At 34.5% G+C, this 14,374-nt stretch carries 15 protein-coding genes; 2 read left to right on the top strand and 13 right to left on the bottom strand.

All coding sequences use genetic code 11. The features are described from left to right. Nucleotides 1-51: 51 nt before the first annotated feature. Nucleotides 52-237: a hypothetical protein gene (locus JVU85_RS00585; RefSeq protein WP_002510002.1), complete on the top strand. Its 186-nt coding sequence runs from the start codon at nucleotides 52-54 to the stop codon at nucleotides 235-237. Between the two features lie 58 nt (nucleotides 238-295). Here JVU85_RS00585 and JVU85_RS00580 read toward each other — a convergent pair whose 3' ends face one another. Next, a complete protein-coding gene (locus JVU85_RS00580; RefSeq protein ID WP_002510003.1) occupies nucleotides 296-565 on the bottom strand; it encodes a DUF1413 domain-containing protein in 270 nt (89 codons plus the stop codon). Between the two features lie 171 nt (nucleotides 566-736). On the opposite strand from JVU85_RS00580, the gene JVU85_RS00575 reads away from it, so the two are divergent. After that, nucleotides 737-1,441: an SDR family oxidoreductase gene (locus tag JVU85_RS00575; RefSeq protein ID WP_021459759.1), complete on the top strand. Its 705-nt coding sequence runs from the start codon at nucleotides 737-739 to the stop codon at nucleotides 1,439-1,441. 508 nt (nucleotides 1,442-1,949) lie between these two features. Here the strand turns inward: JVU85_RS00575 and hisIE are convergent. The 12 genes from hisIE to ppx form a co-directional block, all read right to left on the bottom strand. Beyond that, complete coding sequence (hisIE, locus tag JVU85_RS00570) at nucleotides 1,950-2,579, bottom strand: bifunctional phosphoribosyl-AMP cyclohydrolase/phosphoribosyl-ATP diphosphatase HisIE (RefSeq protein WP_103388736.1); 630 nt, start codon at nucleotides 2,577-2,579, stop codon at nucleotides 1,950-1,952. Further along, on the bottom strand, nucleotides 2,576-3,334 hold the full coding sequence (gene hisF / locus JVU85_RS00565; protein ID WP_002510006.1) for an imidazole glycerol phosphate synthase subunit HisF: 759 nt from the start codon (nucleotides 3,332-3,334) through the stop codon (nucleotides 2,576-2,578). Before hisF ends, hisIE begins: the two co-directional genes overlap by 4 nt. Then, on the bottom strand, nucleotides 3,331-4,035 hold the full coding sequence (hisA, locus tag JVU85_RS00560) for a 1-(5-phosphoribosyl)-5-((5-phosphoribosylamino)methylideneamino)imidazole-4-carboxamide isomerase (RefSeq protein ID WP_142019398.1): 705 nt from the start codon (nucleotides 4,033-4,035) through the stop codon (nucleotides 3,331-3,333). The genes hisF and hisA overlap by 4 nt, the downstream gene beginning before the upstream one ends. Then, nucleotides 4,010-4,606 (bottom strand): imidazole glycerol phosphate synthase subunit HisH, encoded by a 597-nt coding sequence (hisH, locus tag JVU85_RS00555; protein ID WP_204171430.1) that lies wholly within the window; start codon nucleotides 4,604-4,606, stop codon nucleotides 4,010-4,012. Before hisH ends, hisA begins: the two co-directional genes overlap by 26 nt. Further along, on the bottom strand, nucleotides 4,603-5,181 hold the full coding sequence (gene hisB, locus JVU85_RS00550) for an imidazoleglycerol-phosphate dehydratase HisB (RefSeq protein WP_002510009.1): 579 nt from the start codon (nucleotides 5,179-5,181) through the stop codon (nucleotides 4,603-4,605). Before hisB ends, hisH begins: the two co-directional genes overlap by 4 nt. Continuing rightward, a complete protein-coding gene (locus JVU85_RS00545; RefSeq protein WP_002510010.1) occupies nucleotides 5,159-6,163 on the bottom strand; it encodes a pyridoxal phosphate-dependent aminotransferase in 1,005 nt (334 codons plus the stop codon). The genes hisB and JVU85_RS00545 overlap by 23 nt, the downstream gene beginning before the upstream one ends. Beyond that, nucleotides 6,156-7,418, bottom strand: a complete 1,263-nt coding sequence (gene hisD / locus JVU85_RS00540) for a histidinol dehydrogenase (protein WP_343283660.1) — start codon at nucleotides 7,416-7,418, stop codon at nucleotides 6,156-6,158. Before hisD ends, JVU85_RS00545 begins: the two co-directional genes overlap by 8 nt. Further along, complete coding sequence (gene hisG / locus JVU85_RS00535) at nucleotides 7,408-8,025, bottom strand: ATP phosphoribosyltransferase (RefSeq protein WP_002510012.1); 618 nt, start codon at nucleotides 8,023-8,025, stop codon at nucleotides 7,408-7,410. The genes hisD and hisG overlap by 11 nt, the downstream gene beginning before the upstream one ends. Before the next feature lie 18 nt (nucleotides 8,026-8,043). Continuing rightward, nucleotides 8,044-8,862 carry an ATP phosphoribosyltransferase regulatory subunit gene (locus tag JVU85_RS00530; RefSeq protein ID WP_002510013.1) on the bottom strand — a complete coding sequence of 273 codons (819 nt, stop codon included), beginning with the start codon at nucleotides 8,860-8,862 and terminating at the stop codon, nucleotides 8,044-8,046. Nucleotides 8,863-9,083: 221 nt separating this feature from the next. Beyond that, nucleotides 9,084-10,385 (bottom strand): D-serine ammonia-lyase, encoded by a 1,302-nt coding sequence (locus tag JVU85_RS00525; RefSeq protein WP_142019399.1) that lies wholly within the window; start codon nucleotides 10,383-10,385, stop codon nucleotides 9,084-9,086. Nucleotides 10,386-10,525: 140 nt separating this feature from the next. Further along, entirely contained in the window at nucleotides 10,526-12,685 is a 2,160-nt protein-coding gene (locus JVU85_RS00520) for an RNA degradosome polyphosphate kinase (protein WP_142019400.1), read from the bottom strand. Nucleotides 12,686-12,752: 67 nt separating this feature from the next. After that, on the bottom strand, nucleotides 12,753-14,279 hold the full coding sequence (gene ppx, locus JVU85_RS00515; protein ID WP_142019401.1) for an exopolyphosphatase: 1,527 nt from the start codon (nucleotides 14,277-14,279) through the stop codon (nucleotides 12,753-12,755). Nucleotides 14,280-14,374 lie beyond the last annotated feature (95 nt).

Raw genomic sequence — 14,374 nt, 5'->3', positions numbered from 1 at the left:
AAAGTGTAAAGACAAACTCAAAAAGTAAATTATAAGTTGGAGTGATAAATTATGAGAGCAGTTATTGAAAGTGTAATCTTTTCAAATGAAAGTAGCTATGACATATATAAACATACCGGTGTTAACCAAGGCATGATAAGTGATTTGAAAGACGGTTATCGGAGCATTGATTATATTTGCTATGTGGACGCTGAAAAGTTGTATAACTATGGCAAAGTACTATTGTCAGCTTCATAATTAAATGAAAAGCCAAGTATCCTCATAAGTGAAAAGGATAGCTTGGCTTTTTATATTGCTAAATATATGCTTTGAAATTGGTTTTAACCTCGTTATAGTCATACTCTAAATTGTACATGCGCATACGTATGTTGTCTTCGCTAACATATGGGATACGTAAATGATCATGGTTATTAATGTAGCGACGAAATTCTCGTTCAAGGTATTTACGATGATTTAAGTCTAAGTCAATCCATTCTTCTGCTGAAAAGAGCTCTGCAAACTTAAAGCTAAAACTTGTACGATCCTTTTGTTGACGTAATGCGTCTAGTCGTGTATCGAAAGTCATCATTAATCCCCCTAAAATATTATGATTACATTCTAGTTTATACTACCAAATAAACTTTTGCATGTATTTATCGGTAGTAATTGGCTCACTAAAGCATAACAGTAAAGTCTCTTTATAGAATATGATAAAGTGAACGTAGTAAAAAGTAAAACAGATGGAGGTAAGAATTTTATGACAGAATTAGCGAATAAAGTGGCAGTCGTTACGGGTGCAAGTAGTGGTATTGGAGCAGCAATAGCTAAATCATTTGCTAGCCATAAGATCAATCTCGTATTAGCAGGAAGAAACGAAACACGTCTTAAAAACGTAGAAACAGAAATTACAACGCAATATGATGTAAATGTAGAAACACATGTAACTGATGTTACATCAAATGCGTCTGTCAACGGGCTTATTGAATTTACAAAACAAACTTTTGGTCAAATTGATGTTTTAGTTAATAGTGCGGGACAAATGTTATCCTCAAGTGTAACTGAGGGCAATGTGGACGCATGGGATACAATGATAGATGTTAATATTAAAGGGACATTGTATGGTATTAATGCCGTAATACCAGAATTTTTAGCACAATCTTCTGGTCACATTATAAATATTGCATCTATTTCTGGCTTTGAAGTTACAAAACAAAGTACATTATATAGTGCGACAAAAGCAGCAGTGCATACTATTACACAAGGGTTAGAAAAAGAATTAGCGAAAACTGGTGTAAGAGTTACGAGTATCTCACCAGGCATGGTAGACACACCGTTAAGCAGTGATACAGACTGGGGCGGACGTAAAAAATTAGAAGCTAACGACATTGCGGAAGCAGCAGTCTATGCTTTATTACAACCAGCACATGTTAATGTCAATGAAGTGACAGTACGTCCGGTTTAATTAGATGGCATAAGAAAAAAAGAGGCTGGGAGAATACTGATTCGTCCCAACCTCTTTTCATATGGGCAGTAGCTGACTGTTTGCTATATTGGCAGTTTTTATGCACGCTTTCCGTGGGCACTGCCTCAGCCTGTAGTCTTCGGCTAGTGCTTTACCCACAGGAGTCGGCATAAATACTGCCAACAGGATATAGGTTATATGTACCAGATGATTTGATAGGTCGACATTATCTCCTACTAAGTAAATATACGAAAAAGCACTATTATTTTGACAAAACTATATAAGTAGAAAATAAACAAACCCTTCGCAAATTAATTCAAAGGATTTGTTTACGTTATGGAGGCTAGAACATCATTGCTTTGTTCTAGTCTCTTTTCATATAGGCAGTAGCTGACTAGCTTTGAAAATGCGCTTCGAACCAAGCTTGTTTCAAAGCTAGTCATCCTTGCCGGGGTGGGACGACGAAATCATTTTTCCAAAATCAGATTTCTGTCCCACTCCCTTGAACTTACCAATTGTCTATATCAGAACGCTCTCCTTTAAAGTTGTTGGACTTTTTATGGCGTTCTGCAAGTACTTGTTCCACAGATGCAAAGTCGATATCTAAAGCTTGCAACAAGACAAATAAATGATAAAGTAAGTCAGCAGTTTCGTTGGTTACTTCATTTTTATCTTGTTTCATACTACCAATAACTACTTCAAATGCTTCTTCACCAAACTTTTTCGTGATTTTTTCTAGTCCTTCTGCTAATAAATATTTAGTATATGAATTGTTTTTAGTAGAGTTTAAACTGTCGACAATTGTTTCTGCTAGGTTTTGTACATAAAATGGTACTGTAGTATTGAAACAACTTTGGCTGCCTGTATGACAAGTTGGTCCATTAGGTTTGACTTCAATTAATAAAGTATCTTGATCACAATCTAAATGCATTGAAACAACCTCTTGAGTATGGCCAGATGTTTCGCCTTTAACCCATAAACGTTCTTTAGAACGTGAATAGAAACAGACAATTTGATCAGCGATGGTTTTATCATAAGCAGCTTTATCCATATAACCTAACATTAATACTTGCTTAGTAGTGCTATCTTGTAAAATTACTGGGAGTAACCCTTTACTAAAATCTGGTTGTTGGGTCATCGTACTGGAATACCTCCTTCTGACATACATGTTTTAATCTCATCTACGGTAGTTTCTTTATCATGTAATATACTCGCAGCTAACCCTGCAGAGACATCTGTTTGTTTAAATAAATCAACAAAATGACTCGGTTTGCCGCCACCACCTGAGGCGATAATTGGAATGTTAACGCGTTGTTCAATTTCATGTAAATGTGTGACATCAAAGCCTTGTTTCATACCGTCATGTGTCATACTTGTAATCAATAACTCTCCTGCACCTAAAGCTTCAACTTCTTGCACCCAATCATATACACGTTTGTTAGTGCGCTGTTTACCACCATGTGTGTAGCAATAATAGTCTTCGAGTTCAGAGTCATAGTTACTATCAATCGCTATACAAATACATTGGCTACCAAATTTATTACTCGCTTCTTTGATAAATTGTGGGTTTTTTAAAGCACTAGAATTTAGAGATACTTTGTCAGCACCATGATTAAGTAATTGAGAAATGTCATCTAATGTTGATATGCCACCACCAACAGTTAATGGTATGAAAAGTTTGGCGGCTGTCTCTTGGATGACATCTAATACTAAATCATGTCCTGCTTCTGTTCGTGAAATATCTAAAAAGACTAATTCATCAGCACCTTGATCATTATAATAGAGTGCATAATCTACAGGGTTACCAATATCGCGTAAGCCTTTAAATTGAATACCTTTTACAACACGTCCATCTTTAACATCTAAACAAGGAATGATTCTTTTTTTTATCATTTTAAGCCCTCCCAAAATTCTGGTTTGTGTGCGGCTTTTCCTACAATGGCAGCATCGACGCCTAACTGTTCTAATTGTGTTAAGTCATCTTGATTTCTAATGCCTCCCGATGCAATAACAGGTATGTTAGTTTGACTGGCAAGCTTTCCTGTTATTTCAAAATTTGGTCCTGCCATTCGTCCATCTTTGGAAATGTCAGTATAGATAATACCTGCTAATGGCAAGTCATTGATTTGTTCCAAAAATTCAAAAAGGTCCAGTTGTGCATCTTGTTCCCAACCATTAATCTTAATAGCTTGTTTATAAGCATCGATGGAAAGGCAAATACGATCTGGGAAAGTATGTGTTATTTCAATTAGCCATTCAACATCTTGAATAGCCTTTGTCCCCACAATACAAAAATCAATACCATCATTAAAATATGTGTTAATTGTATCTACAGTACGGATGCCACCGCCTACTTCCATAGGTTTTTCAGTTAATTGTCTTAAAGTATGAATATAGTCATGTTCAATTGCTGATTGTGCTTTAGCACCAATTAAATCAACAATATGAATACGGTCTACACAGTCAAATTGACTATAAAACTTAATACTTTCTTCGGCACTTTTGGCCATTTTTTCCTCAGAATCATATTTACCTTCTGTTAGTCTGACGCTTGTTGCATTGATTAAATCAATTGCTGGCCAAAGTTTGATCATTTGAAAATCCTCCTTGAAGTGCTTGGTTTAAAATTGAAAGGCCATACATACCACTTTTTTCAGGATGGAATTGTATACCGGTAAAATTTTTATATTGAACAATTGCAGGTATTAGGGTGCCGTAATCAGCATATGCAACTACATAGGGTGACATCTCCGCTTGATAAGAGTGCACAAAATAAACATCTTTATTTAATGTAGGTATAGAGCTACTTAAGTTATTCCAGCCCAAATGTGGTACAGGGTAGGTGGTCTTAATTGGTGTCACTATACCGGGAATTAATTTCAAACCATCAACATCACCTTCAGCGCTATGCTCATACATTAATTGCATACCTAAGCAAATACCAATAACTGGAATATTAGTAATTTGTTGTAATGTAGTTATTAAATTTCGAGATGCTATAGCTTGCATGGCATCTCGAAAATGACCTACGCCTGGTAAAATAATCGCATCGGCTTGACTAATTTCAGAAGGTTGATCAGTAAGTATTGAATTGTAACCCAAATGTTCAACTCCACGTTGGATATTTTTGATATTGCCTAAGCCATAGTCAATAATTGCGATCATTCAATCACGCCCTTGGATGACGGGATGCCTTGGTAATCATTCGCTGTCAGTGCTGATTTTAATGCACGTGCAAATGATTTGAAAATTGCTTCAATTTCATGGTGAGTGTTCCCACCTCTAATTAAATCAATATGCGTCGTTAATCGAGCATTTATGACAAATGCTCGAAAGAACTCTTCTACAAGCTCAGTGTCAAAAGTGCCTACTTTTTCCTTGCTTAAAGTTGCATTAAAAGATAAATAAGGGCGACCACTAATATCAATTACGGTACGTGCAAGTGTTTCGTCCATTGGCACGTAGCTCGCAGCATAACGTTGGAATGTAGTTTTGTCTTTGACCATTTCTAATAGCAATTGACCGAGTACAATACCGATGTCTTCAGTAACATGGTGATCATCTACTTCAATATCACCATTTGCTTCTATATTCAGCGTAAGTTTGCTGTGAAATGAAAATAAAGTCAGCATATGATCTAGAAAACCAACACCTGTTTTGATATTACTAGGTGCATTATCATCTGATAATGTGATTTCTAATTTTGTTTCAGCTGTATTACGCGTTTTTTGATAGTTCATAGTCTTGCCTCCAGTCTTTGATAAGTTGCGCTAAAGTATTTAATTGCTCATCTGTAGCAATGGAATAGCGTACATAGTCTTGCATTATAGTTTCGTCGTAGAAACGTGGTAAAAAACCGTGTTGGTAAATATATTGTCCTAATGATTCAGCTGCTTCTCCTTGTGTTAACACAAAGTTTGTCGCAGATGAGAAAATAGTCATCAAATGTGAAACTTCTTGATTTAACATATCACGTAACCGTTGTGCCAAATAGCGTTGATGATTAATAAACTGTTTTGTTTGCTCAGGGCGTTCAAACATATATAATGCTATTTTTAGTGTAACTGTATTTAATGGATATGGATGTTCGATTTGTTTGATTTTAGCAATCGTTGAAGCTGTACTAATCAATACGCCTAAGCGCAAGCCAGCCAAACCAAATGCTTTTGATAGTGTACGCATTTGTAATACATGATCTACTTTCTCAAAGCTATAGGCAGTGCCAAAATCCAGATACGCTTCATCAATCACAAAGTAGCCACCTATAGCATACATTTTATCAGCAATAGCTTGTAAAAATACCGAATCGTATTGTTTACCTGTTGGGTTGTGCGGATTGCTCATAATAAAAAATGCAGGTCGTACTTCTTCTATTCGTTGTAAGATTGTGTCTAAGTCGAATGTTAGATTAGCTTGTGCTTCAACAAAATGAATAGGGCGTTTGACTTGGGCAGCATATGCCTGGTACATAAAAAAGTCTGGATTAAGTGTTAACACTGGCCCGTCAGGCATAATTAGCATAAGTTTTTGAATCAATTCATCTGACCCATTACCAGCGATAATTTGTTCAGCTTGGAAGTGATAAAAATCGGCATAAGCTCGTTTGAATTGTTCATATTCTGCATCAGGATAAAAGTTAAAAGCAGAATCATTAATAATAGTCGCCAGTTGACTTTCAGATAACGGCCGTAGTGGACTTTCATTTTTGTTTATTCTAATCATTGTCATACTCCTTTGATGTACGAATAGTAATAGATTGTTCATGATTATAAAGCTGTTCCGTATGTGCAATTGTTTTTGCACTTTGTTGTATATCATTAAATGTCTTTTGCGATAGGTTGATTACGGAATGGCGTGTTAAAAAATCATTGACCGATAATCCATTAGTGAAACGAGCATTTTGATTTGTTGGCAAGACATGACTCGGTCCAGCCACATAATCACCAATCACTTCAGGTGAATAGTGGCCTAAGAATAATGCGCCAACAGAGCGAACATGGTGTAAGTACTCTTCTGGATTTTGTGTTTGAATAGAAGCGTGTTCAGGTGCAATTGTATTCATGATATCGCATGCCTCAGTAAAATCGTTTGCCACAACTAAATAATGGTTTTGCGTTAAGCTTGCTTTAACAATATCTTGGCGTTCAATTTGAGTAAGTGTCGCTTGGATTTTATCTTCTAGTCTTTTCAACAATGAAATATCTTCACTAATAACAAATGTACGTGCTAATTCATCATGTTCCGCTTGTGCAAAGACATCGTAAGTGACTGCATCTAAATCTGCTGTGTCATCGATGATAAGGGCAATTTCACTTGGACCAGCAATTTGATCGATACCAACATTACCGAATAAGTATTTTTTAGCATACGCTACGAATTGATTTCCGGGACCAACAATTTTATCAACTTGAGGTATAGTTGCTGTACCATAAGTTAAAGCAGCGATACTTTGCGCACCTCCTGCTTGATATACTGAAGTTACACCAGTAATATAACAAGCAGCAAGAACAACATCAGGGATACCTTCTTGTTGTGGAGGTGTAACAACTACAATGTTTTTGACTCCAGCGACTTTGGCTAAAGTTGCTGTCATTAAAACAGTAGATGGATAACTTGCTTTGCCTCCCGGTACATAAATACCAACACTCTCTAAAGGATGATACAATTCATAACATTCATCTTGGCCTTTACGTTCTTCCCATTTAATAGATTGTTGGAATGCTTCGATGCGCTGATGACTTTGTTGTAAAGCACGCTTTAAATCCTCATCTATGCGTGCATAGGCAGCCTCAATCTCTGCATTAGATATTTTGAGCTCTGGATTATCGACATGATCAAATTGTTTATTATATTGCAGTAAAGCACGGTCGCCATGTTTTTTGACATTGTCACAAATGTCTTTAACTATCGAATATAAATCTTCATTCAAAGAAGCGGTTTCTGATAAAGTATTAAAAAATGTTTCTTTATTTAAGATCAATGACTGATACCTCCAATCGTTTGATTAAGCCTTCGATTTCTGTTGATTTTTTAAAGTAGGCTTGTTTATTAGTAATAAGTTTGGCATTGATAGGTTTAATAGTCTCTTTTTCAACAAGTCCATTTGATTTTAATGTAGTACCAGTTTGCACAATATCTACAATACCGTCTACCATATCAACAAGACAGGCAAGTTCTATCGATCCAGACAGTTTAACTAATTCTACATCCATACCTTGAGCTTCAAAATATTGACGTGCAGTTTGCATATAAGAAGTTGCGACTTTAGTAAACTCAGTTGTTTCGGGTTTAGCAGCTAATGAAAAGTGACATTCACCAAATGGTAAATCTAATAAATTATTAATAGTGTAATTGCCTTCTTCTAAAATATCGCTACCTACAATTCCTACATCAGCAACGCCTTGTTCTACATAAATAGGGACATCGCTACCTTTAACTAACACAAATTGAATGTCGTTGACCGTAATTAATAATTGGCGTTCACGGTTTTCTAAAGCATTCACGATAGCTTGTTCATTTTTATTTGCTAAATAACTTATAAAACTTTTTAATAATCTTCCTTTTGCGAGTGCAACGGTAAGCATAATATTCTCTCCTTTAATTTAAAGAATAAACCCTAATCCAAAACCTTCTAATTCGCCTGTATAATAACCACCGGTCAATTGTTGCGCTTTGTTATGTTGCAATGTGCATGTCATAAATGCGCCCTTATAATATGAACGAGGTGGTTGAGGTGTGATATCTAGGTGAATATCAGTAACACCTAATGATTTAAAAAATTGTTCCCAACGTGTTAATGCTTGAATCGTACTATGATCTACTGTGTAAAGTTGTGTTAATAGTTTAAGTTGGTCTGTAGTTTTTGTCATTAATAATTGAACGATTGGATGTGCTGTACCTAACTGCTGAGATAATTCAGAAATGTTGCGTTCTTGTATTAACTTCAAAATTTGAGCGTTTTGTTCTTTGTCTGCTAAGAGTAAATCTATTAACTGATAGTGACCTAGAATGACGAATTCAATATCATCTTGTAAAGTTGATTTAATAAAATCATAAAAGGTTATAAAATCATTTTGCATATCATTAATAGTAGGGTTGTAATGTTCAATACCTAATTGTGTATTAACAATATTATCGCGAATAATAGGACCAGAATATGCCACTTTATTATTAGGTGATGGATAATTGCTATAATAACGTAATAATTGATCTGTAAAGTCGTTACGTAACGCAAAAATCTGATGGTTATGTTGCCAAAAACTTCGTTCAGTCATTTGTTGTAAATCATCTTGTGTTAATGTAGGCCACGTTAATGATTCTATAAAACTGAAGTCCACAAGTTGATAATCTGCTTGTTCAAAATGTTTTAGAAATGCGAGTTCTTTTTCTTTATTTCTGATTAAAGTTGTTGCATTTGTCATAATACCATCCTTTGCGATTTACTTTTGTTCTCTACCGAAGTAAAGGATTAAATGATAAGTTAAACTTTAACATATCTATGTTTTTAATTCAATAAATATTCTGAATATTTATTGAATTAAAAAAGTGATGAAGAAATTCTGTAAGTAACAGTAAATATCTCCATCACATTTGAACTTTAAACAAATTGTTCATACAGTTTTTGATAAGTTAAAACTTATATTTAATGTGACATTAAGTTAGCACCATGTTGAATATACTCAGACATATCAGTTGTAGGGACCATATTACCACCCGTAGACCAAACTATATGTGTAGCATTTTCAAAGTTAAATTGTTGTGATTGTTGTAAAGTTGGAATTATACCTGCAAAACCAGCAGTTGCAGAAGGTTCGACTTGAATGTGTTCATTTTTATTTAATAAGTATAAATATTTGTACATCATGTCATCTGTAACGGTAGCACATCCTAATAATATTGGCATCATGACTTCACCAACGAGTTTAGAAGGACGCGAGACTGCTAAACCATCAGCCGACGTTTTACCATCGATGCCTATATCGGTAACGACAATTTGATCATGAAGTTTTGTTATCATACCTAATGTCATACAAGGTGCGTGAGTTGGTTCTGCAAATAAACAATGAACATGCTCACCAAAAACAGTTTTGAGGCCATAAGCAACACCTCCAGGACCACCACCTACACCACAAGGAAGATAAACGAACAATGGATGTGTTGCATCTACCTTAATATTTTGTGCATCTAGTTGAGTCTTTAAACGTAGTGCAGCTACACTATATCCCAAAAATAAATCTGTAGAACCTTCATCATCAACGAAATGGCATGTAGGATCATCAGCAGCAGCTTTGCGTCCGTTTGCAACAGCTACCTGATAGTCTGATGTATGTTCAATAACATTAACTCCCAGAGAACGTAAACGCGCTTTTTTCCATTCACGCGCTTCATTAGACATGTGCACATTGACATTGAAGCCTAATTTTGCACTCATAATGCCAATACTAAGGCCTAAGTTACCTGTAGATCCTACTGCTATGGTGTATTGTGAGAATAACTGTTGATAATAGGGGGAAGATAAAATACTATAATCATCTTCTAACGACAGGCCACCTTTTTGTTGAGCAATTGTTTCCGCAAATTTTAATACTTCGTAAATTCCACCGCGCGCTTTAATTGAACCTGAAATAGGTAATGCGTGATCACATTTTAAAAATAATGAACCCGGAATAGCAGTGTGAAAGTGATGTTCAAGCGCGCTTTGCATATTAGGAATTTCCATTAATGGGGATTCAATTAAACCATCAGCTTCGCTTGTTTCTGGAAATACTGTTTGAATATATGAGCTGAAACGGCGTAATCGTTGTTGTGCCGCTTCTATATCACTAAGTGAAAATTGCTGTGGTGTCGTCATTCCGTAGTTCGGATTTAGCCACAATATAGGTCTATAATCTTTTAAAGATTGGAGTTCTGGATAGTGTGTTACAAGATTGGAATAAATAGTCATATATTAACCTCCGTTACTAAGCTTGATAGTAATTTTATTATATCAAAAGTGACAGTGCTTAGTGGACGAGAAGATGTGCCAAAAAAAGAGTCAACCACACTTTATGTAAGTGAGAGTTAACTCTTTAATATTTATATTATTTATCTTTTAAAGCTATTTTTAAATTTTGAAAACCATCCACGTTTAGATGTGACTGGTGTGGCATAGTTTTGCGTTTTGAAAGCTGTTAATGAGTTGCCATATTCTATTGCTTCTTGCATTAAGTACGCTTGAGAGTTTAATGGTGACAAATTATTTTGAATGTAGTGATAATTGCCGGCTGCATCTTGATAACGACCTTTTTGATTATCTGATAACTGTAAATTTAAATAATTTATTAAACGTTGGCTAATCTCTTTATCTTCTACAGGGAAAAGGATTTCTACGCGTTTTATCATATTTCGAGTCATGGCATCCGCTGATGATAGATAGATATTGTCCTCGCCATTATTATGGAAATAGTAAATACGTGAGTGTTCTAAGAAACGGCCGACAATACTTACGACTTCAATATTGTCACTTATACCAGGGATTCCAGGTTTCAAGCAACAAATTCCTCTAATGATGAGCTTGACAGTAACACCGGCACGAGAAGCTTCAAATAATTTTAAGATAATATCTTTATCAGTTAATGAGTTCATTTTCATCATGATTTTACCGTTGCCATATTGTTTATGTTGTATAATTTCATTATCGATACGCGCAATAAATTCATCGCGAATATCATAAGGAGCTACAATCAATTTATTATATTTAGGTTTGATTGAGTAACCACTTAAATAATTAAAGAAATTAATACCATCTTCAACGATAGCATTGTCAGTAGTAATAAGACCCATATCTGTATATATTTTTGCTGTTTTATCATTATAATTACCTGTGCCAAGATGGACAAAGGAAGTTAACTCATTGCCGATACGCTTAACGACAAGGGAAATCTTACTATGGGTTTTTAAATAAGTCATACCATAAATTACGTGACAGCCTGCATCTTCTAATTCACGTGCCCAATGTACATTGTTTTCTTCATCGAAACGTGCTTTTAATTCGACTAACACAGTCACTTGTTTTCCTTTTTCTGCAGCATCTTTTAAGCTTTGAATTATAGGAGAATCTTTACTAACTCTATAGAGTGTTTGTTTGATTGCTATGGTATTTGGATCGTTTGCCGCTTTGCGTACAAAATCTACAATCGGCTCAAATGTTTCATACGGATGATGGAAAAAGATATCACGTTTTAACGATAATTCAAAAATATCATTGTTTCCTAATGATTGTGGTATTTGAGGTGAATATTTTGGATATTTTAAATGTTTTAGTTTATTTGATAAGTGATCTACTAAACCAAATAACAAAGTTAAATCTAATGGTCCATCAACAAAGTAAATATGATCATCGTCTACTTCCAATTGATTTATTAACCATTGAATATCTTCGTAAGTAGTTGTTCTTCCATCTACTTCAAGACGTACAGACGAACCACTTTTACGTTCTTTTAAGAAACGTTCAATTTCGATTAATAAATCTTCAGCACCATCTTCGTGAATAGTTAAGTCTGCATTTCGAGTAATTCTAAAAGTAAAGGTGTTTAATACTTCAAAACCAGTGAAGAGGTAATTTATAAAGTACGTTATTATGTCTTCAATCATAACTACATACTGTTTATCACCATCATTTAAAGTGGTGAATCTAGGTATTAAAGATGGTATTTGCACAATGGCTGAATTAATAGCATCTTCAGTATCGATATCAACAAAAATATTTAAACTTTTATTATTTAATTTTGGAAATGGATGATAGGCATCAATACCTAAAGGTGTTAATGTGGGTAAGATGCTTAATTTGAACTCTTGTTCTAAGTCAGCTAACAAATCATCGTTTAAACATTCAGGCTCAACAATTTCGACTTTGTATTGTTTTAATTCATCAACTAATTCATTATAGCGTTTATATTGTAAATTGACGTAGTGTTTATTTTTAATTTTAATTTGTTCAAGTTGTTGTTTTGGCGTTAATTGGGCTTTGTTTTCAGGCTTATCGTACCCCATCTTATATTGATCTTGTAAACCAGCTACACGAACCATAAAGAATTCGTCTAAATTAGAACTGAAAATTGATATAAAATTGAGTTGCTCTAACAGAGGGTTATTTTTATCTTCTGCTTCTTGCAAAACACGAAAGTTAAAATCCAACCAACTTAGCTCTCTATTATTATAATATTGTGGTAAATTCAAATCTTTGGATCTTAAATAATTTTGCATAATACTCGCTACACCTCGTTATAGTCTAAATTGCATAATAATCTTATTTTAACTTATCATATAAATATTAAGCGCGTGTAAAGTTAATAGAAAGTTTGTCCTTTAATATCTTTTCGATATGCTTCTTTTGTCGATTAGCTTGATATTCTTCAGCAACAGGTTCTCCCTCATAAAATACGTAAAGTGTGTAATCGCCTTTTTCTTTCTTTAGATAAATACGATCGACAACATTTGTTTGAGAGATATTCAATGCGTTAATAAATTTGATGATGCCACCTAACGACTGGATAGTATCTAATTCGTCTTGTACTAGCCATTTTGTTTCGTGACTGTAAAATTTCATTAATGATTTGTTCTTGAAACTTGCAAGTAAAGCAAGTTTGACACGTTCTTGATGTGTAAAACCTTCAATCATAGAATTAGCAATAATATAATAGGTATGTGGAGAACTTGAATCAGCATTTATAAAGCTCCCTAAATAATACAAATAAGATCCTTCCGCAAATAATCGTTTATCTGTCTTACTAATGTCTAAATGTTTTGTTTCTATCAATTGATTGAGTAAAGATAAGGCAAGCTTAACACGCTGTTTTGCACTTTTTTCTTCTATTTTATATTCATTAGCTAAATGATATAGCGCATCTTGGCGAATATTTTCTTTGTTGAACTGATCAGGAAATTGCTCGCTAATTAAATGCATCACATAGCCTTCACGTAACCCTTTACGTGAAAAAGTAAATTGGGTGGCATTGATTTTAGTGAATAAATTTTTAAATACTGCAACAGCCGGTAAAATGATATCTATTCGGTCACCACTCAAACCATCTACATCTTTTAATTCATCGCGTGATGATTTTTTGATTAGCGAAAATACCTCTTCAACATCTTTAGCACTCATAGAATAGTTGTGGACACCCCCTATAGGGTAGTCGTGTGCAGATTGATGAATACGCGCGACATTACGTGCAGACCCACCAACACCTACAAGAGCTACTTGAGCATCATTAAGCCAGTCTAATTGACTAAATTGCTTAATTAGAAACTTTTCCATATCTTTTATAGCATGTTTATCATTGTGCGGTTTGTCACTGAAAAATTTTTTAGTCAACGTCACTACACCAAATGGGAAACTGTGGGCAGCTTTTAGCTGTTTATCTTTAAATAATGTTACTTCTGTAGAACCGCCACCGATATCGACAGAGATACCATCTGAAATATTTGTCGTATGTGTGATTGCATAATAACCATAAAAAGCTTCACTCTCTTCAGGGATAATACGCATTGTTATATTAAGTTGTTGTTTAATATGTTTGATAATGTCATCTCGATTAGTCGATTGTCTAATTGCTGCTGTAGCAATAGGGTGTAGTTCGTCTGTTGCAAATTTATCTGAGACACGTTTAAAACTACTCAAAGTTGTAGTTAATACTTCAATACCTTCTTGTGTCATCGTTAAATCATTAGTCAAATACTGACTTAAACGTGCAGGTGTTTTTATATTAAGTACTTCATCTAAACCAGTCTTTTTATCGAATTCAAATATCACTAAGCGAATGGTATTTGATCCAATATCGATTAAACCTATGCGTTTCATATTTGCCTCCTAGGTGTATATTGTTAAGTCGTGTTTTTTTTATTTACCCTATCATACACGATTCAAATATATTTGTGGCAATTTAATTGTCAAAA

The sequence above is a fragment of the Staphylococcus sp. GDY8P72P genome, assembly GCF_016890655.1.
Classification (GTDB): domain Bacteria; phylum Bacillota; class Bacilli; order Staphylococcales; family Staphylococcaceae; genus Staphylococcus; species Staphylococcus arlettae.
The sequence above is the reverse complement of the archived record's forward strand: the minus strand, read 5'-3'. Positions and strand labels throughout refer to the sequence as shown.